At 54.3% G+C, this 23877-nt stretch carries 17 protein-coding genes, 2 tRNA genes and 3 rRNA genes; 13 read left to right on the top strand and 9 right to left on the bottom strand.

Annotation, left to right across the window (positions count from 1 at the left end; genetic code table 11):
* Positions 1-6: 6 nt before the first annotated feature.
* From LOC22_RS12730 to LOC22_RS12715, 4 genes are all read left to right on the top strand, one after another.
* A complete protein-coding gene (locus tag LOC22_RS12730) occupies positions 7-1308 on the top strand; it encodes an anaerobic C4-dicarboxylate transporter (RefSeq protein ID WP_003855921.1) in 1302 nt (433 codons plus the stop codon).
* 113 nt (positions 1309-1421) lie between these two features.
* A complete protein-coding gene (gene cutA / locus LOC22_RS12725) occupies positions 1422-1745 on the top strand; it encodes a divalent cation tolerance protein CutA (protein ID WP_003855908.1) in 324 nt (107 codons plus the stop codon).
* A complete protein-coding gene (locus tag LOC22_RS12720; RefSeq protein ID WP_230238945.1) occupies positions 1721-3412 on the top strand; it encodes a protein-disulfide reductase DsbD in 1692 nt (563 codons plus the stop codon). The genes cutA and LOC22_RS12720 overlap by 25 nt, the downstream gene beginning before the upstream one ends.
* Before the next feature lie 49 nt (positions 3413-3461).
* Positions 3462-4037 (top strand): transcriptional regulator, encoded by a 576-nt coding sequence (locus LOC22_RS12715; protein ID WP_017383972.1) that lies wholly within the window; start codon positions 3462-3464, stop codon positions 4035-4037.
* On the opposite strand, the gene LOC22_RS12710 is transcribed toward LOC22_RS12715, so the two are convergent.
* Positions 4034-4624: a LysE family translocator gene (locus LOC22_RS12710; RefSeq protein ID WP_032104115.1), complete on the bottom strand. Its 591-nt coding sequence runs from the start codon at positions 4622-4624 to the stop codon at positions 4034-4036. The genes LOC22_RS12715 and LOC22_RS12710 overlap by 4 nt on opposite strands.
* A 37-nt stretch (positions 4625-4661) precedes the next feature.
* Positions 4662-5507, bottom strand: coding sequence for an AraC family transcriptional regulator (locus LOC22_RS12705; protein WP_017383974.1), 846 nt, complete (start codon positions 5505-5507; stop codon positions 4662-4664).
* A gap of 169 nt (positions 5508-5676) precedes the next feature.
* Between LOC22_RS12705 and LOC22_RS12700 the strand changes: the two genes are divergently transcribed.
* Positions 5677-5752 (top strand) — tRNA-Phe (locus tag LOC22_RS12700).
* A gap of 113 nt (positions 5753-5865) precedes the next feature.
* A complete protein-coding gene (locus LOC22_RS12695) occupies positions 5866-6483 on the top strand; it encodes a DUF2238 domain-containing protein (RefSeq protein WP_015572442.1) in 618 nt (205 codons plus the stop codon).
* Between the two features lie 107 nt (positions 6484-6590).
* Here the strand turns inward: LOC22_RS12695 and rrf are convergent.
* From rrf to LOC22_RS12675, 4 genes are all read right to left on the bottom strand, one after another.
* Positions 6591-6706 (bottom strand): 5S ribosomal RNA (gene rrf / locus LOC22_RS12690).
* 192 nt (positions 6707-6898) lie between these two features.
* Positions 6899-9804: ribosomal RNA gene (locus LOC22_RS12685) — 23S ribosomal RNA — on the bottom strand.
* 182 nt (positions 9805-9986) lie between these two features.
* A tRNA-Glu gene (locus LOC22_RS12680) sits at positions 9987-10062 on the bottom strand.
* A gap of 84 nt (positions 10063-10146) precedes the next feature.
* Positions 10147-11688: ribosomal RNA gene (locus LOC22_RS12675) — 16S ribosomal RNA — on the bottom strand.
* Together the 16S, 23S and 5S rRNA genes with 1 tRNA gene alongside form the textbook arrangement of a ribosomal RNA operon.
* Before the next feature lie 484 nt (positions 11689-12172).
* Between LOC22_RS12675 and LOC22_RS12670 the strand changes: the two genes are divergently transcribed.
* On the top strand, positions 12173-13126 hold the full coding sequence (locus LOC22_RS12670) for a nickel/cobalt transporter (RefSeq protein ID WP_047364502.1): 954 nt from the start codon (positions 12173-12175) through the stop codon (positions 13124-13126).
* Positions 13127-13159: 33 nt separating this feature from the next.
* On the opposite strand, the gene proP is transcribed toward LOC22_RS12670, so the two are convergent.
* Entirely contained in the window at positions 13160-14662 is a 1503-nt protein-coding gene (gene proP, locus LOC22_RS12665) for a glycine betaine/L-proline transporter ProP (protein ID WP_015570231.1), read from the bottom strand.
* A 646-nt stretch (positions 14663-15308) separates the two neighbouring features.
* Between proP and kdgT the strand changes: the two genes are divergently transcribed.
* Positions 15309-16301 carry a 2-keto-3-deoxygluconate transporter gene (kdgT, locus tag LOC22_RS12660; protein ID WP_230239552.1) on the top strand — a complete coding sequence of 331 codons (993 nt, stop codon included), beginning with the start codon at positions 15309-15311 and terminating at the stop codon, positions 16299-16301.
* A gap of 33 nt (positions 16302-16334) precedes the next feature.
* Here the strand turns inward: kdgT and LOC22_RS12655 are convergent, their stop codons facing one another.
* Together LOC22_RS12655 and crfC are read right to left on the bottom strand one after the other, a co-directional pair.
* Complete coding sequence (locus LOC22_RS12655; protein ID WP_015570229.1) at positions 16335-17213, bottom strand: diguanylate cyclase regulator RdcB family protein; 879 nt, start codon at positions 17211-17213, stop codon at positions 16335-16337.
* Positions 17210-19564 (bottom strand): clamp-binding protein CrfC, encoded by a 2355-nt coding sequence (gene crfC / locus LOC22_RS12650; RefSeq protein WP_230238944.1) that lies wholly within the window; start codon positions 19562-19564, stop codon positions 17210-17212. The genes LOC22_RS12655 and crfC overlap by 4 nt, the downstream gene beginning before the upstream one ends.
* Before the next feature lie 591 nt (positions 19565-20155).
* Here crfC and LOC22_RS12645 point away from each other — a divergent pair.
* The 5 genes from LOC22_RS12645 to phnE all read left to right on the top strand — a co-directional run bounded on the left by LOC22_RS12645 (position 20156) and on the right by phnE (position 23857).
* Complete coding sequence (locus LOC22_RS12645; protein WP_003860206.1) at positions 20156-20491, top strand: zinc ribbon domain-containing protein YjdM; 336 nt, start codon at positions 20156-20158, stop codon at positions 20489-20491.
* Between the two features lie 80 nt (positions 20492-20571).
* The gene (gene yjdN / locus LOC22_RS12640; protein ID WP_039271992.1) at positions 20572-21009 is read left to right on the top strand and encodes a VOC family metalloprotein YjdN; all 438 of its coding nucleotides are present in this window, start codon (positions 20572-20574) and stop codon (positions 21007-21009) included.
* 137 nt (positions 21010-21146) lie between these two features.
* Positions 21147-21935, top strand: a complete 789-nt coding sequence (gene phnC, locus LOC22_RS12635) for a phosphonate ABC transporter ATP-binding protein (protein ID WP_003860210.1) — start codon at positions 21147-21149, stop codon at positions 21933-21935.
* Positions 21936-21958: 23 nt separating this feature from the next.
* Positions 21959-22975 (top strand): phosphonate ABC transporter substrate-binding protein, encoded by a 1017-nt coding sequence (gene phnD, locus LOC22_RS12630; RefSeq protein WP_230238943.1) that lies wholly within the window; start codon positions 21959-21961, stop codon positions 22973-22975.
* A gap of 102 nt (positions 22976-23077) precedes the next feature.
* Complete coding sequence (phnE, locus tag LOC22_RS12625) at positions 23078-23857, top strand: phosphonate ABC transporter, permease protein PhnE (protein WP_230238942.1); 780 nt, start codon at positions 23078-23080, stop codon at positions 23855-23857.
* Positions 23858-23877: the final 20 nt, after the last annotated feature.

The following is a 23877-nucleotide window of genomic DNA, read 5'->3' as shown; positions in this document are numbered from 1 at the left end:
GTCTTTATGTTTGGAGCAGAACTCGTCATCGTCCTGTTGGCGATTTATTTGGGCGCACGACTCGGGGGTATCGGCATCGGTTTTGCTGGCGGTCTCGGAGTGCTTGTACTTACCCTGATCTTTCAGATTAAACCCGGCGCAATCCCTTTTGACGTTATCGAAATCATCATGGCGGTTATTGCTGCTATCGCGGCCATGCAGGTCGCGGGCGGTATGGACTACCTGGTGAGCCTGGCGGAGCGTATGCTGCGTCGCCATCCGAAATACATCACCTTCCTTGCCCCGCTGGTGACCTGGTTTATGACCATTCTCGCCGGTACTGGCCATACCGCTTTCTCCACGCTGCCGGTAATCACCGAAGTGGCGAAAGAGCAGGGTATTCGCCCGTCTCGCCCTCTTTCTATTGCCGTGGTCGCCTCCCAGATTGCGATTACCGCCTCGCCTATTTCCGCGGCGGTGGTCTTCTTCGCGGGTATCCTTGAGCCGATGGGCGTAAGCTACCTGACGCTGTTGGCAATCTGTATTCCGGTCACGCTGATTGCGGTAATGATCACTGCCGTGCTGTGTAACTTCCTCGGCGCCGAGCTGAAAGACGATCCGGTTTACCAGGAGCGTCTGGCAAAAGGTGAAGTGAGCCTGCGCGGTAGCCAGGTCTTCGAGCTGAAGCCGCATGCAAAACGCTCCGTGCTGCTGTTCCTGATTGGTATCGTCGCCGTAATGTTCTATGCGACCGCCATCAGCGATACGGTAGGTCTGATCCAGAACCCGGTTCTGCCGCGTAACGAAGCCATTGTGGTGTTTATGCTGACCATCGCGACGCTGATCAGCATCACCTGTAAAATCGACACCAGCGAAGTGCTGAACGCCAGCACCTTCAAATCCGGTATGAGCGCCTGCGTGTGCGTGCTGGGCGTGGCGTGGCTCGGCGATACCTTTGTGAAAGCGCACATCAGCGATATCCAGACCGTTGCAGGCGACCTGCTGCACAACTATCCGTGGCTGCTGGCGGTAGTGCTGTTCTTTGCCGCGACGCTGCTGTACTCCCAGGCTGCGACCACCAAAGCGCTGATGCCTGCGGCACTGATGCTGGGCGTGACGCCGCTGACGGCGATTGCCTCTTTTGCAGCGGTTTCCGCCCTGTTCGTGCTGCCCACCTATCCAACCCTGCTGGCCGCGGTTGAGATGGATGACACCGGCTCAACCCGTATTGGTAAGTACGTGTTTAACCACGCGTTCCTCATCCCGGGCGTGGTGGCGATTACGCTCTGCGTGATCCTCGGCTTTATCATCGGCGGCATTGTGCTGTAAACGATTAGCCGTTGTAAAAATAGTTAAAATCGGGCCGCTCTGCGGCCCGTTTCATTAATGACCAACCGCCTTGCGTGATATAGTGAAGACTTTCGTGATGAGGAGGTCGACTTGTGAACACGCCTGATGCTGTTGTTGTACTGTGCACCGCCCCTGATGAAGCTTCTGCCCAGGATCTGGCCGCCAAAGTGCTGGCCGAAAAACTGGCTGCCTGTGTCACACTTCTTCCCGGCGCCACCTCCCTTTATTACTGGGAAGGCAAGCTGGAGCAAGAGTACGAAGTCCAGATGTTGCTCAAAACCAACCTGACAAACCAGCAGGCGCTCCTCGACTGCCTCAAGTCTCATCATCCATACCAAACCCCGGAGCTGCTGGTTCTGCCAGTGGTCCACGGCGATAACGATTATCTCTCATGGCTCAACGCTTCATTACGCTGATCCTGCTGCTGTGCAGCACGTCAGTTTTTGCCGGGTTGTTTGACGCACCCGGCCGTTCGAACTTTATTCCTGCCGACCAGGCGTTCGTTTTCGACTTTCAGCAAAACCAGCACGATCTCAGTCTCACCTGGCAGGTGAAAGAGGGTTACTACCTCTATCGCAAGCAGGTCAGCATCACGCCGGCAAAGGCGAACGTCGGCGCATTGCAGTTGCCCGCTGGCGAGTGGCACGAGGACGAGTTCTACGGTAAGAGCGAAATTTATCGCCAGCGCTTAAGCGTGCCCGTCACGGTGAATCAGGCGGATAAAGGCGCTACCCTGAGGGTGACGTATCAGGGCTGCGCCGATGCGGGATTCTGTTACCCACCTGAAACAAAGGTCGTTCCGCTTAGCGAAGTGAAAGCGGCTGCCTCCCCTCACCCCTCAGGGGAGAGGGGTGAAGGCAAAGCCGCTTCAGACCTTCCGTTCTCAGCGCTTTGGGCGTTATTGATTGGTATCGGCATCGCCTTTACGCCCTGCGTACTGCCCATGTACCCGCTTATCTCTGGCATCGTGCTGGGCGGTAAACAACGCCTTTCCACTACCCGCGCGCTGTTGCTGGCCTTTATCTATGTGCAGGGCATGGCGTTAACCTATACGGCGCTCGGCCTCGTGGTCGCTGCTGCCGGATTGCAGTTCCAGGCCGCCCTTCAGCACCCTTATGTGCTTATCGGTCTGTCAGCGGTGTTTATTCTGCTGGCGCTGTCGATGTTTGGCCTGTTCACCCTGCAACTGCCCTCTTCCCTGCAAACCCGTCTGACGCTAATGAGCAACTGTCAGCAGGGTGGCTCTGCGGGCGGCGTGTTCGCCATGGGTGCCATCGCCGGGCTGATTTGCTCCCCCTGCACCACCGCGCCGTTGAGCGCCATCCTGTTATACATTGCTCAGAGCGGCAACCTGTGGCTCGGCGGCGGCACGCTGTACCTCTACGCGCTCGGCATGGGCCTGCCGCTGATCCTGGTGACGGTGTTTGGCAATCGTCTGCTGCCGAAGAGCGGACCGTGGATGGAGACGGTGAAAACCGCGTTTGGTTTTGTCATTCTGGCGCTACCGGTATTCCTGCTGGAGCGCATCATTGGTGATGTGTGGGGTACACGTCTGTGGGCGATGCTCGGCGTGGCCTTCTTCAGTTGGGCGTTTATCGTGAGTCTGGGGGCGAAGAAACCGTGGATGCGCCTGCTACAGATCCTTCTGCTGGCGGCCGCGCTGGTGAGCGTCCGTCCACTACAGGACTGGGCGTTTGGCACCCCGGCAGGTCAAACGCAGGCTCATCTGAATTTTATACAGATTAAGAACGTGGATGACCTTAACCGCGCCCTGGCGCAGGCGAAAGGCAAACCGGTCATGCTCGATCTCTACGCCGACTGGTGCGTGGCCTGCAAAGAGTTTGAAAAATACACCTTCAGCGATCCGCTGGTACAACATGCGCTGAGCGATACCGTTCTGCTCCAGGCGAACGTTACCGCCAACAGCGCGCAGGATAAGGCTCTACTGAAGCAACTTAATGTGCTCGGGCTGCCTACCATCCTGTTCTTCAATGAACAGGGGGAAGAACAGCCGACGCAGCGTGTAACCGGGTTTATGGACGCGACGACATTCAACGCGCATTTGCGCAATCGCCAACCGTAAACAACACTTTAGACGGGACAAACCGTTGGGAATAGCGGAGGAGATAACCGTGCAACGCGAAGACGTACTGGGACAAGCCCTGCAATTGCTTGAGATTCAAGGGATCGCCAGCACCACGCTTGAGATGGTCGCCGACCGTATCGATTACCCTCTGGATGAACTTAAGCGCTTCTGGCCGGATAAAGAGGCGCTGCTGTACGATGCCCTGCGCTATCTCAGCCAGCAGGTGGATATCTGGCGCAGGCAGCTGATGCTGAATGAAGAGCTGACCACCGAGCAAAAGCTGCTGGCGCGCTATACCGCACTGACGGAGTGTGTAACCAACAACCGTTACCCAGGCTGTCTGTTTATCGCCGCCTGCACCTACTATCCGGATCCCGGACACCCCATCCATCAACTGGCAGATCAGCAAAAACGTGCCGCGCACGAGTTCACACACGAGCTGCTGACCACACTTGAAGTGGATGATCCGGCAATGGTCGCGAAGCAGATGGAGCTGGTGCTGGAAGGTTGCCTGAGCCGCATGCTGGTGAACCGTAGCCAGGCGGATGTGGATACGGCGCACCGTCTGGCGGAAGATATTTTGCGGTTTGCGCAGTGTCGTATGGGTGGTGCTCTGACCTAAGCCAGCATTCCCGTCCAGGCGGAAATAAACAAGCACAGCGCCATCGCGCGCTGAAATCGCACCATCGCCACGGTGGTGCGGAAAATCCGGTTCACCGCCTTCCCCAGCCACGCCCAGCACAACAAACAAGCCACGGAGATCGCCAGAAACCATAGCGCCATCAGCGCAACATCCCGAAATGCATGGTCGCTTGCCGGAGCAAACAAGCTGACAACTGCCAGCGCCATCATCCACGTTTTTGGGTTTACAACCTGTAATAACGCCGCCGCCCGCGCGGTAAACCGGACATGGCGTCTGAAGGAGAGATTCGCGGCCGGGGCGCTAAACAGCTGCCAGCTCATCCAGGAAAGCCACAGCACGCCCGCCCAGCTCATTACCTGACGTATCAGCGGATACTGGCGTAACACTTCTCCTGCCCCAGCACCTGAAACCAGAACAATAGCGCTGGCGGCAATACACCCGCCCAGGATCGCAGGAAACGTATTTTTTACGCCAAAGTGCTGACTGTTAGCCAGTACCAGAATATTGGTTGGCCCCGGTGTAATCGAGGCGACAAATGCAAACAACAGGAAGGGTAATAAATTCACAGGTGACTCCTTTTTTATTAGAGCCACGAATGTGCCGTTATTTTCTGGAAACGTCTGGAAGGTTTGTGCACAACCGACGGTAGTGTGCCGGAGAAATACGGTATGCCCGCTGGAACCAGCGACCAAGATGGCTTTGATCGGCAAAACCCACTGCCGCCGCAACATCAACAGGCAGTTCCCCACACGCCAGCATCTGTCGGGCCTTTGCCAGGCGCAGCTGGATAAGCCAGGCGTGCGGTGCCAGGTGAAATTCGCGCTTAAAACAGCGGGTGAGCGTAAAGCGGTCCGTACCCGTCTCACGGGCAAGGTCTGACAGCCCCACGTTCTCGCCGATATGCGCATAGAGATAGTCGCGGGCACGATGCGCCACGGCGGAGCTTTGTAACTGCAACGGGAGTTTCTTACGCCAGTGGCAGTGGGCAGTGATCTGAGAGAGCAGGTTATCCATTGTGCTCTGTTGGACGATCTTCATTTCATCGTTATGCAACGAGGCAAATGTATCACCGATAGCGCGCACCAACTGAGGCTCTCGCGTCAGCGTTTGGGCAAAGTGGAGGGTGTAGCTCCCGGGAGTAGAGTCGTACAGCCCTTGAAGCGTACGGGTGAGCCAGTGTTCATCCAGATAAAAGGTCAGATAAGTAAAGCCCCCCTCTATCGGCGCATCACCGTCATGGATCTCCCCGGGCTCAAGTAAAAAAGCATCGCCCGGCTGGCTACGGTGGCGTTCACGGCGACAGTGGAACTGCTGGGTGCCGGAAAGGGTTATTCCGACCAGATAGCTATCATGCCAGTGGGGATCAAAGGCATGTCCTTCGAAATGCGCCTTAATTGTCTCAATACCTGTTTCTGCATGCTGACGCAGCTCAAGCCAGTCGTTTGCCATACTGCCCTCCTCTTACCGTCAGCATTGTCACATCTTGCCTGAACTGTCTGGAAGATTTGTGCAATTCCAGGGCACAAACGGACAGATTGCCGCAAACTTAAGCAGTTGAACAGCTTTTCCCGAAATAATGTTGACGATCGCGCGCGATTGCGGTTTAATGCGCTCCGTTGCCCGGATAGCTCAGTCGGTAGAGCAGGGGATTGAAAATCCCCGTGTCCTTGGTTCGATTCCGAGTCCGGGCACCACTATTTAAAGAACCCAGCCTACGGCTGGGTTTTTGCTTTTCTGTATCCGCTACGCATTGAATTTTCCCTTCTGTCAGGTAATAGTGATTTTTTCCCCTGACAATGAAAATGATATGACCTTATCTGCTTTAAAAGTCGGGTCACTGCTCCTGCTGTTGATCCTGTTTTATACCGGCCTGTTCACGAGCGATCGCATCACCTGGCTGATGGAGGTGACGCCCGTCATTATCATCATCCCACTTCTGCTTGCCACGCACCGGCGATACCCCCTGACTCCCCTTCTCTATACCTTGATTTTCTTCCACGCCATCATTCTGATGGTTGGTGGTATGTACACCTATGCAAAGGTTCCGGTTGGTTTTGAGGTTCAGGAGATGCTCGGGCTTAGCCGAAATCCGTATGACAAGCTCGGTCACTTCTTCCAGGGGCTGGTTCCCGCACTGGCAGCGCGAGAAATTCTGCTGCGCGGTGGGTATGTTCGTGGACATAAGATGACGGGATTTCTGGTGTGCTGTGTTGCTCTGGCCATTAGCGCCACCTATGAACTCATTGAGTGGTGGGCAGCTTTGGCAATGGGACAGGGTGCGGATGATTTTCTGGGGACGCAGGGCGATCCATGGGATACCCAGTCAGATATGTTTTGCGCGCTGCTTGGTGCGTTAACGACGGTGCTGATCCTTGGGCGTTTCCATCAGCGGCAATTGCTTCGTTTGAATGTTTGTCAGGGATAGTACGCTCTGAGTTGCCGGGTGGCGGCTTCGCCTTACCCGGCCTGCCGTTTTTCAACAAACAAACGCAAAAAGGCCATCCTTCCGGATGGCCTCTTCACTTGTTTGATGCCTGGCAGTTCCCTACTCTCACATGGGGAGACCCCACACTACCATCGGCGCTACGGCGTTTCACTTCTGAGTTCGGCATGGGGTCAGGTGGGACCACCGCGCTAAAGCCGCCAGGCAAATTCTTGTGCTCTGTCCTGTGTCTTTCGCACTGATACTGCGTTGGCTGCTCTCGTAAAGTCAGTCACATACCTCAGTATGCTCCTTCCTTTCCTTCGTTTGCCGCCTTGTCTCAGCGCAAAATCCTTCGGACTCTGAATCTAAGCTGAAAATCGTGTCTGTCTCTTCGCCAAAACACCTTCGGCGTTGTAAGGTTAAGCCTCACGGTTCATTAGTATCGGTTAGCTCAACGCATCGCTGCGCTTACACACCCGACCTATCAACGTCGTCGTCTTCAACGTTCCTTCAGGAGACTTAAAGTCTCAGGGAGAACTCATCTCGGGGCAAGTTTCGTGCTTAGATGCTTTCAGCACTTATCTCTTCCGCATTTAGCTACCGGGCAGTGCCATTGGCATGACAACCCGAACACCAGTGATGCGTCCACTCCGGTCCTCTCGTACTAGGAGCAGCCCCCCTCAATTCTCCAGCGCCCACGGCAGATAGGGACCGAACTGTCTCACGACGTTCTAAACCCAGCTCGCGTACCACTTTAAATGGCGAACAGCCATACCCTTGGGACCTACTTCAGCCCCAGGATGTGATGAGCCGACATCGAGGTGCCAAACACCGCCGTCGATATGAACTCTTGGGCGGTATCAGCCTGTTATCCCCGGAGTACCTTTTATCCGTTGAGCGATGGCCCTTCCATTCAGAACCACCGGATCACTATGACCTGCTTTCGCACCTGCTCGCGCCGTCACGCTCGCAGTCAAGCTGGCTTATGCCATTGCACTAACCTCCTGATGTCCGACCAGGATTAGCCAACCTTCGTGCTCCTCCGTTACTCTTTGGGAGGAGACCGCCCCAGTCAAACTACCCACCAGACACTGTCCGCAACCCGGATTACGGGTCTACGTTAGAACACCAGCCATTAAAGGGTGGTATTTCAAGGGCGGCTCCACGCAGACTGGCGTCCACGCTTCAAAGCCTCCCACCTATCCTACACATCAAGGACCAGTGTTCAGTGTCAAGCTATAGTAAAGGTTCACGGGGTCTTTCCGTCTTGCCGCGGGTACACTGCATCTTCACAGCGAGTTCAATTTCACTGAGTCTCGGGTGGAGACAGCCTGGCCATCATTACGCCATTCGTGCAGGTCGGAACTTACCCGACAAGGAATTTCGCTACCTTAGGACCGTTATAGTTACGGCCGCCGTTTACCGGGGCTTCGATCAAGAGCTTCGCGTTGCCGCTAACCCCATCAATTAACCTTCCGGCACCGGGCAGGCGTCACACCGTATACGTCCACTTTCGTGTTTGCACAGTGCTGTGTTTTTAATAAACAGTTGCAGCCAGCTGGTATCTTCGACTGATTTCAGCTCCGCCCGCAGGGGCTTCACCTACACATCAGCGTGCCTTCTCCCGAAGTTACGGCACCATTTTGCCTAGTTCCTTCACCCGAGTTCTCTCAAGCGCCTTGGTATTCTCTACCTGACCACCTGTGTCGGTTTGGGGTACGATTTCGTGTTACCTGATGCTTAGAGGCTTTTCCTGGAAGCAGGGCATTTATCACTTCAGCACCGTAGTGCCTCGTCATCACACCTCAGCGTTAACAAGGTACCGGATTTACCTGGAACCTCCGCCTACATGCTTAAACCGGGACAACCGTCGCCCGGCTGACATAGCCTTCTCCGTCCCCCCTTCGCAGTAACACCAAGTACAGGAATATTAACCTGTTTCCCATCGACTACGCCTTTCGGCCTCGCCTTAGGGGTCGACTCACCCTGCCCCGATTAACGTTGGACAGGAACCCTTGGTCTTCCGGCGAGCGGGCTTTTCACCCGCTTTATCGTTACTTATGTCAGCATTCGCACTTCTGATACCTCCAGCATGCCTCACAGCACACCTTCGACGGCTTACAGAACGCTCCCCTACCCAACAACACATAAGTGTCGCTGCCGCAGCTTCGGTGCATGGTTTAGCCCCGTTACATCTTCCGCGCAGGCCGACTCGACCAGTGAGCTATTACGCTTTCTTTAAATGATGGCTGCTTCTAAGCCAACATCCTGGCTGTCTGTGCCTTCCCACATCGTTTCCCACTTAACCATGACTTTGGGACCTTAGCTGGCGGTCTGGGTTGTTTCCCTCTTCACGACGGACGTTAGCACCCGCCGTGTGTCTCCCGTGATAACATTCTTCGGTATTCGTAGTTTGCATCGGGTTGGTAAGCCGGGATGGCCCCCTAGCCGAAACAGTGCTCTACCCCCGAAGATGAGTTCACGAGGCGCTACCTAAATAGCTTTCGGGGAGAACCAGCTATCTCCCGGTTTGATTGGCCTTTCACCCCCAGCCACAGGTCATCCGCTAATTTTTCAACATTAGTCGGTTCGGTCCTCCAGTTAGTGTTACCCAACCTTCAACCTGCCCATGGCTAGATCACCGGGTTTCGGGTCTATACCCTGCAACTTAACGCCCAGTTAAGACTCGGTTTCCCTTCGGCTCCCCTATACGGTTAACCTTGCTACAGAATATAAGTCGCTGACCCATTATACAAAAGGTACGCAGTCACCTAACAAGTAGGCTCCCACTGCTTGTACGTACACGGTTTCAGGTTCTTTTTCACTCCCCTCGCCGGGGTTCTTTTCGCCTTTCCCTCACGGTACTGGTTCACTATCGGTCAGTCAGGAGTATTTAGCCTTGGAGGATGGTCCCCCCATATTCAGACAGGATACCACGTGTCCCGCCCTACTCTTCGAGTTCACAGCATGTGCATTTTCGTGTACGGGACTATCACCCTGTACCGTCGGACTTTCCAGACCGTTCCACTAACACACAAGCTGATTCAGACTCCGGGCTGCTCCCCGTTCGCTCGCCGCTACTGGGGGAATCTCGGTTGATTTCTTTTCCTCGGGGTACTTAGATGTTTCAGTTCCCCCGGTTCGCCTCGTTAACCTATGTATTCAGTTAACGATAGTGCAACGGATTGCACTGGGTTTCCCCATTCGGACATCGCCGGGTCAAAGGTTCATATCACCTCGCCGGCGCTTTTCGCAGATTAGCACGTCCTTCATCGCCTCTGACTGCCAGGGCATCCACCGTGTACGCTTAGTCGCTTAACCTCACAACCCGAAGATGTTTCACTTCTGATTGCGAAAATTTGAGAGACTCGAACACACATGAGCTGTGTGTCGTTTCAATTTTCAGCTTGATCCAGATTTTTAAAGAGCAAATATCTCAAACATGACTCGCAAGTCAGTTTTGAGATATGACGGCAGGTGACTTTCACTCACGAACCAGCAAGTGGCGTCCCCTAGGGGATTCGAACCCCTGTTACCGCCGTGAAAGGGCGGTGTCCTGGGCCTCTAGACGAAGGGGACGTACAGTCTCAATCGCAAGACGCCTTGCTATTTACTTTTCATCAGACAATCTGTGTGGACACTACAAAGGCAGGTTCTTTAAGGTAAGGAGGTGATCCAACCGCAGGTTCCCCTACGGTTACCTTGTTACGACTTCACCCCAGTCATGAATCACAAAGTGGTAAGCGCCCTCCCGAAGGTTAAGCTACCTACTTCTTTTGCAACCCACTCCCATGGTGTGACGGGCGGTGTGTACAAGGCCCGGGAACGTATTCACCGTGGCATTCTGATCCACGATTACTAGCGATTCCGACTTCATGGAGTCGAGTTGCAGACTCCAATCCGGACTACGACGCACTTTATGAGGTCCGCTTGCTCTCGCGAGGTCGCTTCTCTTTGTATGCGCCATTGTAGCACGTGTGTAGCCCTACTCGTAAGGGCCATGATGACTTGACGTCATCCCCACCTTCCTCCAGTTTATCACTGGCAGTCTCCTTTGAGTTCCCGGCCGGACCGCTGGCAACAAAGGATAAGGGTTGCGCTCGTTGCGGGACTTAACCCAACATTTCACAACACGAGCTGACGACAGCCATGCAGCACCTGTCTCAGAGTTCCCGAAGGCACCAAAGCATCTCTGCTAAGTTCTCTGGATGTCAAGAGTAGGTAAGGTTCTTCGCGTTGCATCGAATTAAACCACATGCTCCACCGCTTGTGCGGGCCCCCGTCAATTCATTTGAGTTTTAACCTTGCGGCCGTACTCCCCAGGCGGTCGACTTAACGCGTTAGCTCCGGAAGCCACGCCTCAAGGGCACAACCTCCAAGTCGACATCGTTTACGGCGTGGACTACCAGGGTATCTAATCCTGTTTGCTCCCCACGCTTTCGCACCTGAGCGTCAGTCTTTGTCCAGGGGGCCGCCTTCGCCACCGGTATTCCTCCAGATCTCTACGCATTTCACCGCTACACCTGGAATTCTACCCCCCTCTACAAGACTCTAGCCTGCCAGTTTCGAATGCAGTTCCCAGGTTGAGCCCGGGGATTTCACATCCGACTTGACAGACCGCCTGCGTGCGCTTTACGCCCAGTAATTCCGATTAACGCTTGCACCCTCCGTATTACCGCGGCTGCTGGCACGGAGTTAGCCGGTGCTTCTTCTGCGGGTAACGTCAATCGACAAGGTTATTAACCTTATCGCCTTCCTCCCCGCTGAAAGTACTTTACAACCCGAAGGCCTTCTTCATACACGCGGCATGGCTGCATCAGGCTTGCGCCCATTGTGCAATATTCCCCACTGCTGCCTCCCGTAGGAGTCTGGACCGTGTCTCAGTTCCAGTGTGGCTGGTCATCCTCTCAGACCAGCTAGGGATCGTCGCCTAGGTGAGCCGTTACCCCACCTACTAGCTAATCCCATCTGGGCACATCCGATGGCAAGAGGCCCGAAGGTCCCCCTCTTTGGTCTTGCGACGTTATGCGGTATTAGCTACCGTTTCCAGTAGTTATCCCCCTCCATCAGGCAGTTTCCCAGACATTACTCACCCGTCCGCCACTCGTCAGCGAAGCAGCAAGCTGCTTCCTGTTACCGTTCGACTTGCATGTGTTAGGCCTGCCGCCAGCGTTCAATCTGAGCCATGATCAAACTCTTCAATTTAAAAGTTTGATGCTCAATGAATTAAACTTCGTAATGAATTACGTGTTCACTCGTTGAGACTTGGTATTCATTTAGTGTCCGAAGACATTAAGAATCCATGTCACTTTGAGTGCCCACACAGATTGTCTGATAAATTGTTAAAGAGCAGTTGCGACGCGCTTCAGCGCTCTGTCGCGAGGTGGCGTATATTACGCTTTCCTCTTTCAGAGTCAACCCGTTATTTCAGGATTTTTTCTCTTCAGCCGACCCGGTTGTTTGTGAAGTGATTCACATGTTCCGTGTCGATGGAGGCGCATTATAGGGAGTTCCCGAGCGACCGCAACAGAAAAGTTGCAAAAAAATGACTGACTGCTGTATTCCCCAGCAAAACCCCGCCTTATACCTTTTTACGCACAGACTTATCCACAATCTATTGACGATCCCGGTGTGATCCAACGATTTGAACACTATACTAGCGGCAAATATTCTCTCGCGGGCCAACCTCATGACGACACAACAACTTCAACGTGACTGGCGTATCCCAACCGCCGGGCTCGCCATGCTGGTGTTACTTATGGCAGGTTTTGCACTGCATACGCACTGGAATGCTTTTATTCAGTGGTGCCTCGCCACCCAGATCACCCTGCACCGATATCTGGTGATGTATCTGCTGCAACTTAATAATCATCAGTACAGCGGTGGGCTATGGTTGTTAACCGGTGCGTTTCTTTATGGTGTACTCCATGCCGTTGGACCTGGGCACGGCAAATTTATCGTTACCACGTATCTCACCACCAATAAAGAGAGCCAGCTCGCGGCGCGCGTCGTACCGTTTATCGGTAGCATGATGCAGGGCGTCAGCGCGATCGTCTTTGTCTTTATCCTGGCGGTTGGATTGAACCTCGCGTCAGGAGATATCAGCACCAGCCGTTGGTACGTCGAGAAAATCAGCGCCGTGCTGATTGCCGTCTTCGGCGCGTTTATCATTTATCAGGCGCTCAGCAGCCTGCGTCCGCGCAAAATGGCGATTAGCGCCATCAAGCCGCTTCACCAGCATAATGAACGCTGTGGCTGCGGCCATCACGGCGTAGGGGTGGATCTGACTAAAAGCGACTGGAAAACCCGTCTGGGCGTGGTGCTGGCCATTGGCGCACGCCCGTGCAGCGGGGCAATTATGATCCTGATGTTCTCGAATGCGCTCGGTATTATTAGCTGGGGGATTGCTGCTGTGATGACAATGTCGCTGGGCACGGCGCTGTCGATTATGGGGCTGTCGCTGGCAGTACGTTACGCGCGTGAACGCACAGTAACCTGGTTTGGCGGCGGCACGTCCCTGAACTGGGTAATGCCGATGGTCAAAATTGCCGGAGGGGTTGTTCTGATACTGTTCGCGACGATCCTGTTCCTGACGGTGATCCCCGTCAGCGCCGGCGGCGACTATATTGCCGCAGGATGCTAATAAAAGAAAACCCGCCAGCGGCGGGTTTTTTTATCACTCGTTAATTCGCGGATGCTGATCGACAAGGCGAGAGCGTTTTGTCTGGAGCGCCTCAATCTCTGCGTCAATATCTTCAATCTTCTGCTCTACATTATCGTAGTGCTCACGCAGGATCTCTTTCGCTTCCTGAATATCAGACGCCGCAGGCGTTGCCCCTTTCAACGGACGATTCGCCGTCTCCTTCATGGTAATACCGGTAATCAGGCCGATCACCGCAATGACCATCAGATAGTAAGCAGGCATCATCAGGTTCTGCGTGCTCTCCACCAGTGAAGCAGCAAGCGTCGGCGTCAGGCCCGCAATCAGAACGGAGATATTAAAGGCTGCCGCCAGCGCACTGTAGCGAATATGCGTCGGGAACATTGCCGGCAGCGTAGAAGCCATCACCCCGATGAAGCAGTTGAGGATCACCGCCAGCATCAGCAGACCGGCGAAAATCAGCCCCAGCACATTGCTGTTAATCAGAATAAAGGCCGGGATTGCCAGTGCGAACAGGGCGACGCTGCCGAGAATAATGAATGGCTTACGGCCAAAGCGGTCGCTCAGCAGACCCATAATCGGCTGCACAAACAGCATACCCACCATGATGGCGATAATAATCAGCACACCGTGGTCTTCCGAGTAGTGCAGGTTATGCGACAGGTAGCTCGGCATGTAGGTCAACAGCATGTAATAGGTCACGTTGGTGGAAATCACCAGACCAATACAGGTCAGCAGGCTGCGCCAGTGTTTGGTCGCAATCTCCTTGAACGACACTTTCGGGCCATCCTGTAACCCTTCACGGTCACCCTGCTCCAGCTTTTCAACGTGCTGCTGGAACGCAGGCGTCTCTTCCAGGGCGTGACGCAGATAAAGCCCAATGATGCCCAGCGGCAGCGCCAGGAAGAACGGAATACGCCAGCCCCAGTCAAGGAAGTTCTCTTCACCCACTACGGTTGAGATCAGAACCACAACCCCCGCGCCCATGACAAAACCGGCAATCGAACCAAAGTCCAGCCAGCTGCCCATAAAGCCACGTTTACGGTCCGGAGAATATTCAGCGACAAAAATCGATGCACCGGTATATTCGCCGCCAACGGAGAAGCCCTGCGCCATCTTACAGATCAACAGCAGAATCGGCGCCCATATACCAATAGTTGCATACGACGGAATAAGGCCGATACAGAATGTACTTATCGACATGATGACAATGGTAATAGCCAGGATCTTCTGGCGACCATATTTATCACCCAGCATGCCGAAGAAAAGGCCACCGAGAGGACGAATCAGGAAGGGAACGGAGAACGTACCCAGCGCAGCAATCATCTGCAAGCTGGGATCGGCACCAGGGAAGAACACTTTACCAAGTGCATAGGCCACAAAGCCGTAAACACCAAAATCGAACCACTCCATCGCATTACCGAGCGAGGCCGCTGTAATCGCTTTGCGCAGTTTCGCGTCATCAATAATGGTGACATCGCGCAGCGTGATGGGTTTTACTTTTTTCCTTCTAAGCATAGCTTTCCTCGTAGACTCAGCCCCGTCCGTTTCACAGCGCATTTTGCAAGCTGTGAACCAGAGATCCGCTCCATGCGAATCTCCTTATTCAAGCGTAGCAGGTTTACTTACATTGACGTTTTACCTCAATACAACCGAACCTGTTGACGCCTGTCTGGGCAGTTAAAGACCTTTTTACCCTACCAGCGTTTATATATGTGATCAACTTCACACTTATTTTTCCTGTTCGTAAGTTGCCTTCAGCTTTTGTCAATTCACGATAAATAAGGTCATTCTAAACCCCCTTATCAAACAGATCTTAACGCCCGTTATTATTCCTCCCCAAACAAAATGCAAGCACATTTTTTCACAGCGAATTTACACAAAATTCAATTATTAACAGTGGGCAATCCTGTTTACATTCAATATGTGACGAAGATAACTAAAACAGCGTTTTATTTTCATTGAATCACAATTCCAAAGATCGCATGATAAATCCGAACACGATATCCCAGCGGCTTTCAAATGAAGGAATGCTGAACACCTGAATTTCGCTCTACAGCATAAATAACGAATCGATTGGCCCTAAAAAAGGCAATCGTTTGAATTTGTTGATCTATTTTTTGAGCTTTCCGCCAGCCATGCGGACGAGATGTGAGGGTTAATGATGAAGATTAAAGCAACAATAGAACGCATCCCGGGCGGGATGATGCTGGTCCCGCTGGTACTTGGCGCGATATTAAATACGCTAGCCCCGAATACCGGTGCTTATTTTGGCGGTTTTACAAAAGGTATGATTAGCGGAACGGTACCGATTCTGGCAGTCTGGTTCTTTTGCATCGGCGCATCTATTAACTTGCGTGCAACAGGTACGGTATTACGTAAATCAGGGACGCTGGTCATTACTAAAATTGCGGTCGCCTGGGTTGTTGCCATGATCTGTGCAATGTTCATTCCGGAGAATGGAATTCAGACCGGCTTCTTCGCCGGATTATCTGTTCTGGCCATAGTCTCAGCAATGGATATGACCAACGGCGGTCTCTATGCCAGCCTGATGAATCAATATGGCACCAAAGAAGAATCGGGCGCGTTCGTGCTGATGTCCCTGGAGTCGGGTCCGCTGATGACGATGTTGATTCTGGGTTCTGCCGGCCTTGCCTCTTTTGAACCACACCATTTTGTCGGGGCGATCCTGCCGTTCCTGATTGGTTTTGCGCTGGGCAACCTCGATCACGATCTGCGTGATTTCTTCAGCAAAGCCACCCCGGTACTGATCCCGTTCTTCGGCTTCGCGTTGGGCAATACCATCAACCTGAACGTGATTCTGGAAACCGGCCTGCTGGGCATTGTGCTGGGTGTTGCCGTCATCGTGATCACGGGTATTCCACTGATTATTGCAGACCGCGTCATCGGAGGCGGCAACGGAACCGCGGGCGTGGCCGCCTCTTCGGCCGCAGGCGCTGCGGTAGCCAACCCGGTGATTATCGCCCAGATTAACCCGGCCTTTGAACCCGTGGCCGCTTCCGCCACGGCTCTGGTTGCCGCCAGCGTGATTGTGACGGCAATTCTGGTCCCTGTCATCACGGCACTGTATGCCAGACGCTTTGGGCATGTGCCTGAGTCCCGGACAGAACCTGAAGCGGTAGAAATGCACCACTAACCCTTTCGCCCCCTCCTTAAAAAGAGGGGGCAATCACGTACCAAATATCTCTTCCACCATGCCATCCACCAGCCGTTTTGCCGAACAGAGTCTCGGCATTCCCAGCGCGACCGTTTGCCAGCTCTGCGTCACTGACCAGCTCACCGGATGTTTATCCGCCTGACACCAGTCCCCCAGCCAGCCCAGCATATCTTTATAATCAATCAGACCGGGAGAAGCGGGCGTCGTCAGCCACTGATGGTAAAAATGCCGGGTGGTGGGAGAAGCATTAATTCCCTGTGCCAGATAGTTTGCGGCCATGCTGCGCAGATTATCTTTCAGCATGGCCGCCACATCGCTATTCGCCAGACGACAGGCATCGCCAAACGCCCCCCAGCGCAACTCTTCCAGCACGATAAAGCAGCGGCCAGCCAGCGACCAGCCGTCATACTGCCCGGCTCGCCAACGGGTAAAAATTTGCTCGCTGTGCTCACCCGCCTGAACCGTAAGGCCGCGCTGCGCGAGCGCTTTCTCTTTATAGGCGGCACGCTGGTTGAAATGTGAGGAGAGCTCTTCGTACTGTTGCAACAATCCGGGCGGTTGAGGGAGGCGTGGATTCACCTGCTGGCGCAGGGCTACCAGCCTGTCGGACATACGGGTCAGCGCAAGGTGTCCGGGGTCGAGCATACCGGCCAGTTTCTCCGCCAGACCCAGCCGCAGCGCTGCATTTTCGTTGAGCATTCCCGCCATTGCCCACGGCCGCAGCCGGGTCTGCGTAATGATCTCCTGCGTCAAACGCTCACGAAATTGCAGTTGCTGTGGCCCCAGGAGGGAGTGACGTGCAGCGTCCGCCCCCTGGACCAAATCGACCATAAATTTTGGATGAATACACTCCAGCGTCCGCCCGGGACCGTCCAGTAGCTGTGTTGTCATGGTTGCTCTGCCGCGAATAAGGTTTGAATATCATCGCGTAACAGTCGGGTATCTTCCTGAATCCACGCCGCAGTAGTCATACTTTGCTTCAACAACTGGCTAAGCGCCCGGGTTGAATGTTCATTCTGCTGCCGCACGGCAAGGCTATCACGCAAGCTTTCCTGTAACCCGGTCAGGCACAACGAAAACTCTGCAAAGAACGTTGCCATACCTGCCGTAACAGAGACATCGACCTGCGCGGCCAAAGCTTTACGTATTTGATCGCAAAACTGATCGATATGTTGCGTAAATTTGCCATGAAGCTGAACGATGTCGATGACATAGCGTATGCGCGTCACGACATACTCTTCCCAGCCCCAGCCGGGATTATTGAGCCAGCGCGAGACGGTATTACGTACGCTGCCTGCCCCTGCTGGCTGACTGGCGGGAGGGGTGTCCTGCACAATGGCATCATTAAATAAGCCGCGCGTATTGAAATTAAGCTGGTTTGCCTGAAACGCCGGGAAGCTAATCCGCGCCCGAAATCCGGCATGACTGAGCTGCTCCTTAATTCGCGTCTCGATGGGTCGCATCGCCTCATTCAACGATCGGGCGAGCGTAGACTCCAGCTGATCGAAGCGTAACGCCAGCTCCCGGCCAATTCTGCTCTGCGCATTCAGCATAATCTGCTCGCATGACGATCGGATCTTGCTCAGGACAATCTGCGCCTGCCCTTCATCATCAAGCACCAGCTGCTGGATCGCATCCGCGTCGTCTGCACGCAAACTGGATGGCTCGCGCCCTGCTAAATCAAGAATAGACGGGCGGCTAAAAATGTCGCCCAGCGCCTGGTGAAGTTCACCTTTCTGGCGAAGCAGGAATGCATCCGTTGTGTTGAGCGCCTCTTCAACTTCATGCTGGACCTCATCGCTCACCACGCTCTGCCGCTGACGCAGCAACGTCATATCCTCTTCCAGACGCGCAATATTCAGCTCCAGCTCATCAAAAGCGACCGTCAGTCCCTGATGGCGAAAATCCAGGTATTCTCTGGCATTTTGCGCATAGTTCAGCAGCTTATGCGATGCCGACCGCAGAGCGAACAGCGAAGCGTTGGCGTAAGCCGCGTAAATCAGTTTGCGGATGGGCTGTTCAAACAGCGAATCCTCCCACAGCAGATCCGCCGCATGGCGAATATGGTCAATATCGTCCAGGTCGGCCGTTCGCCAGCGGCGGCCCAGCGCGGCCTCGGCAAAATCCTGTACCCAACGCTGATCCTGATGATCGGGAAGGCGCCCATGAACGTTCATCTCATAGCGGGCGCGGTTTGCCAGATAGGCCCACATAGAAGAGACCGGATAAATTTGCCCCGGAGAAATATTTCCTTTCATCAGCGTGCCGGAAATCATCGCCCGCACCTGCTCTTCATCGTCGCTGTTACGATCTTTCTGATCGAATTTGTTGACCAGGGCGTAAAGCGGTACGGATTTCCCGGCAGCCGAAATTGCCTGACGAACCTCCGCATCAGAAATAGATTTAAGCTGTGTATAGTCCATCACCGCCAGCACGGCGGAGGCGCGCGCCAGCTGCTCGCTGAGCATTTTTTGCAGGTGCGGCTGACCGGCCTCGTTCGGCCCCGGCGTGTCGAGCAGCGTCAGTTGCCCCAGGTGCGCATCCAGACCGGCGAGATGCACAAACTCCACCTCAATCACCGGAATATGTTCTATCGCGGCATACTCAGAGAACGGAAACTCCACGCCCAGCGCCTGAGACAGCCGCACCAGATCGTTCAGGCTTTTCAGACAATGAAAGATGGGCTCCGCGCCCAGGTGATGTTTTTCAAACGCCTCACCTCTTTCTATGCGCTCCAGCAGCGTATTCATGTCCTTGTCGATTTCCAGACGCCGCGCCAGCTTGCCGCGATCTTTATCGCACAGTTTTTTCTGCAACTGGGTAATCAGGGTATCGATGGGCGAAACGTGCAAAAAATGCAGCACCGGCTCCTTCTGGCCCGGCGTATGGCGGATCAGCGTGGGAAGTGCCGTCATCGGACGATTGCGGTTCGGCAGCACTTCCGTGCCCACAATCGCATTAATGGTGGTCGATTTTCCCGCTTTCATGGTACCCACAATCGCCAGCACCATTTCGAGGCGGGTTATTTTGCGTAATTCGTTATTCAGCATCGCCTGCTGAGCGTCGACACCCCGTGCGCTAAAATGTAACGGCAAAACGTTGTTATTAACGCCGCTCATCGCAGCGGCTGTGCTATCCAGCTTTGCAATCGGCATAGATTTTAATGAATCAAGATTGTTCAGAGCGAGCTGTAACAATCGTTCAGCTTCCTGGCTTAATTCAAATATGGTCTGTGTGTGCATGATAAAAGCCTTCCCTTAACGCAAATTTATTACTTTTATTAAGCCACGATGTTTTAATTATACTTTTCAGGCTTATATGATCACGTATGGAAAACATGTTCATTTAATACAACTAACTGAAGATAATGAGAATTTAAAAACCACCCTCGTAATACGTGTAAAACATCCCCTGGCCAGAAAGCCAAAAGTGAATAGACAAAACGCATTTTCAGGAAACATCAGGATATATCATCGTTATTTACCCACCAAAAAAGAGAGGTATTCCCTGGCGCCAAAAGATGTATGGCGTCAGAAGAGGATAGATAAATAACGGCTTGTTCCTTCACCTTATCCGAAATGGCACAGCGTAGCAATTTGCTGTAATAAAATATTCGATACATTTAGCATGATTACGATCTCTGCCGTTCAGGGCTTAAGCTTCCCTTAATTCACTGACAGTTCGTGTCATCGCTTACGCATTTATGCGCTATTTTTATAAAACAATATCACCGACAAAAGTGGGGATTTGCGTTATACTCGCTGCCTTTTTCGGCACACTGCCGTCATTTAGCTGGCGTTTTCCAGCGTGTTAACACTTTTGAGGATACCAACATGCAACTTCCACACTGCCCGAAATGCAATTCTGAATACACCTATGAAGACAATGGCATGTTCGTTTGCCCGGAATGCGCCCATGAATGGAACGATGCGGAGCCTGCACAGGACAGCGATGCGCTGATCGTGAAAGACGCGAACGGCAACCTGCTGGCAGACGGCGACAGCGTTACCGTTGTGAAAGATCTGAAGGTAAAAGGCAGTTCCTCCATGCTGAAGATCGGCACTAAAGTCAAAAATATCCGTCTGGTTGAAGGCGATCATAATATCGACTGCAAAATTGACGGCTTCGGTCCGATGAAACTGAAATCTGAGTTCGTGAAAAAGAACTGATTGTCCCGCCCGGTGACGCTTCGCTTACCGGGCGTTCGGGAACTACACTTAACGGGCTTTTCTTACGTGAGGTAAAGATTATGCCGTTAAGTCCCTACATCTCTTTCGCCGGCAACTGTGCGGAGGCGACCGCCTTCTATCAGCAGGCCGTCGGCGCAGAGCTCCTCTACAAAATCACCTTCGGCGAAATGCCCAAAGACGAAAACAGCGAAGAAGGCTGTCCGTCAGGCATGAACTTCCCGGATACCGCCATCGCCCACTCTAATGTCCGCATTGCCGGCAGCGATATCATGATGAGCGATGGTCTGCCACCCGGTAGCAGCACGCAGTACGCCGGATTTACGCTGGTGCTCGACACGCAGGACGTGGATGAAGGCAAACGCTGGTTCGACAACCTCTCTGATGGCGGCAATGTCGAAATGGCCTGGCAGGAGACTTTCTGGGCGCACGGATTCGGGAAAGTCACCGATAAATACGGCGTGCCGTGGATGATTAACGTCGTTAAGCAGCAGCACTAATTTTTCGGGCGGTGGGCGGTCTGCCTCCGCCTGTCATCAAACTCCCCTCAACTCTTCAAATTCCCGCAACCGAGACTTAACCCAAATGTCATATTGATGCGCCAGCATGAGGCCACATTTATCGTGAGGCCCGGCACATGCAAACTGTCATTCGCGTCGAGAAACTGAGCAAAACCTTCCATCACAACAAGGCGCTGCATGCCGTTGATCTGACCGTCCAGCAGGGCGAAATGGTGGCGCTGTTGGGACCGTCTGGTTCAGGTAAATCCACCCTTCTTCGTCACTTGAGCGGCCTGATTACCTGTGACAAAACGCCGGAAAGCCGCGTCGAACTGTTGGGGAACACCGTGCAACATGCGGGGCGTCTGGCGAGCGATATTCGCAAAAGCCGCGCTCAGACGGGCTATATCTTTCAGCAGTTCAACCTGGTGAACCGCCTGACCGTGCTCGAGAACGTGCTGATTGGCGCGCTCGGCAGCACCCCGTTCTGGCGCACCTGCCTGCGCTGGTTCTCCCCATCCCAGAAGCAAGAAGCCTTACAGGCGCTGACCCGCGTCGGCATGGCGCATTTCGCCCACCAGCGCGTCTCCACGCTCTCCGGCGGACAGCAGCAGCGCGTCGCCATCGCCCGCGCCCTGATGCAGAAAGCCAAAATCATTCTGGCCGATGAACCTATCGCCTCGCTGGACCCGGAATCGGCCCGCATCGTGATGGAAACCCTGCGCGACATCAACCAGAACGACGGCATCACCGTGGTGGTGACGCTGCATCAGGTGGATTACGCCCTGCGCTACTGCGAGCGCATCGTCGCCCTGCGTCAGGGCCATGTGTTCTTCGATGGCGCAAGCCACCAGTTTGATAACGAACGTTTCGATCATCTCTACCGCAGCGTAAACCGCGTCGAAGAGCGCGCGCAGGCTGCTTAACGTCCCCATAACGAGGAATGGACATGAACTACAAAGCCGTTGCCGCGCTGGCCTTCACCAGCATGTTCAGCATCAGCACCCTGTTAAGCCCGGCCTGGGCCGAGGAGCAGGAAAAAGCGCTGAACTTTGGCATCATTTCGACGGAATCACAGCAGAACCTGAAAACCCAGTGGGAACCGTTCCTGAAAGATATGGAAACCAAACTGGGGATCAAAGTGAACGCCTTCTTCGCCCCGGACTACGCGGGCATCATCCAGGGGATGCGCTTTAATAAAGTGGACATCGCCTGGTACGGCAACCTCTCCGCCATGGAGGCAGTAGACCGCGCGAACGGACAGGTCTTCGCCCAGACCGTCGCAGCAGACGGTTCTCCGGGCTACTGGAGCGTGCTGATCGTGAACAAAGACAGCCCGATCAACAACCTCAACGACCTGCTCGCCAAGCGCAAAGAGCTGACCTTCGGCAATGGCGATCCGAACTCCACTTCCGGCTTCCTCGTCCCGGGCTACTACGTCTTCGCCAAAAACAACGCCTCCGCCAGCGACTTCAAGCGCACCGTCAACGCCAGCCACGAAACCAACGCCCTGGCCGTGGCCAACAAGCAGGTGGACGTTGCCACTAACAACACCGAAAACCTCGACAAGCTGAAGACCTCCGCGCCGGACAAGCTGAAAGAGCTGAAGGTTATCTGGAAATCGCCGCTGATCCCGGGCGACCCGATCGTGTGGCGTAAAAACCTCACCGAAAGCACCAAGGAGAAGGTGTACGACTTCTTTATGACCTATGGCAAAACGCCGGAAGAGAAAGCGGTTCTTGAACATCTGGGCTGGGCACCGTTCCGCGCGTCAAGCGACCTGCAGCTGGTTCCGATTCGCCAGCTGGCGCTGTTCAAACAGATGCAGGGCGTGAAGGACAACAAAGGCCTTAAGGAAGACGAGAAGACCAGCAAAGTCTCTGAAATTCAGGCCCAGCTGGACGATCTCGACCGCTTGACCGCCGCGCTCGGTGCAATGACCAGCGTGAATAAAGCGGTGCAGTAACGCTTTTCGCCCGGTGGCGCTGCGCTTACCGGGCCTACATTTTGGATCGTAGGCCGGATAAGCGTAGCGCCATCCGGCACACAAAGACCCGCGGGGTAACACATGCAAACCATCACCCTCCCACCGCCAAAGCGCAGCTGGTTCTCGCTCATCAGCTGGGCCATCCTGCTGGCGGTGCTGGTTATCTCCTGGAAGGGCGCGGAAATGGATCCGCTGCTGCTCTTCAAAGATTCCGGCAACATGGCCACCTTCGCCGCCGACTTCTTCCCGCCGGACTTCAGCCAGTGGCAGGACTACCTTGGCGAAATGGCGATCACCCTGCAAATCGCCGTCTGGGGCACCGCCCTTGCGGTTATTCTCTCCATTCCATTTGGCCTGATGAGCGCCGAAAACATCGTGCCGTGGTGGATATACCAGCCGATGCGTCGCCTGATGGATGCCTGCCGCGCCATTAACGAAATGGTGTTCGCCATGCTGTTCGTGGTCGCCGTCGGCCTGGGTCCGTTCGCGGGCGTGATGGCGCTGTTCATCCACACCACCGGCGTGCTCTCCAAGCTGCTCTCCGAAGCGGTTGAAGCCATCGAGCCCGGCCCGGTGGAAGGCATCCGCGCAACCGGAGCGAACAAAATCGAAGAGATCCTGTACGGCGTCCTGCCGCAGGTGATGCCGCTGCTCATCTCCTACTCCCTGTACCGCTTCGAGTCCAACGTTCGCTCCGCCACCGTGGTCGGCATGGTGGGCGCAGGCGGCATTGGCGTCACCCTGTGGGAAGCCATTCGTGGTTTCCAGTTCCAGCAAACCTGCGCCCTGATGGTGCTCATCATCGTCACCGTCAGCCTGCTGGATTTCCTCTCTCAACGTTTGCGTAAGCACTTCATCTGAGAAGCGAGGCTTTGATTTGT

Source organism: Enterobacter sp. AN-K1 (assembly GCF_020971765.1).
In the GTDB taxonomy this organism is placed as follows: Bacteria; Pseudomonadota; Gammaproteobacteria; order Enterobacterales; family Enterobacteriaceae; genus Enterobacter; species Enterobacter hormaechei_C.
The sequence above is the reverse complement of the archived record's forward strand: the minus strand, read 5'-3'. Positions and strand labels throughout refer to the sequence as shown.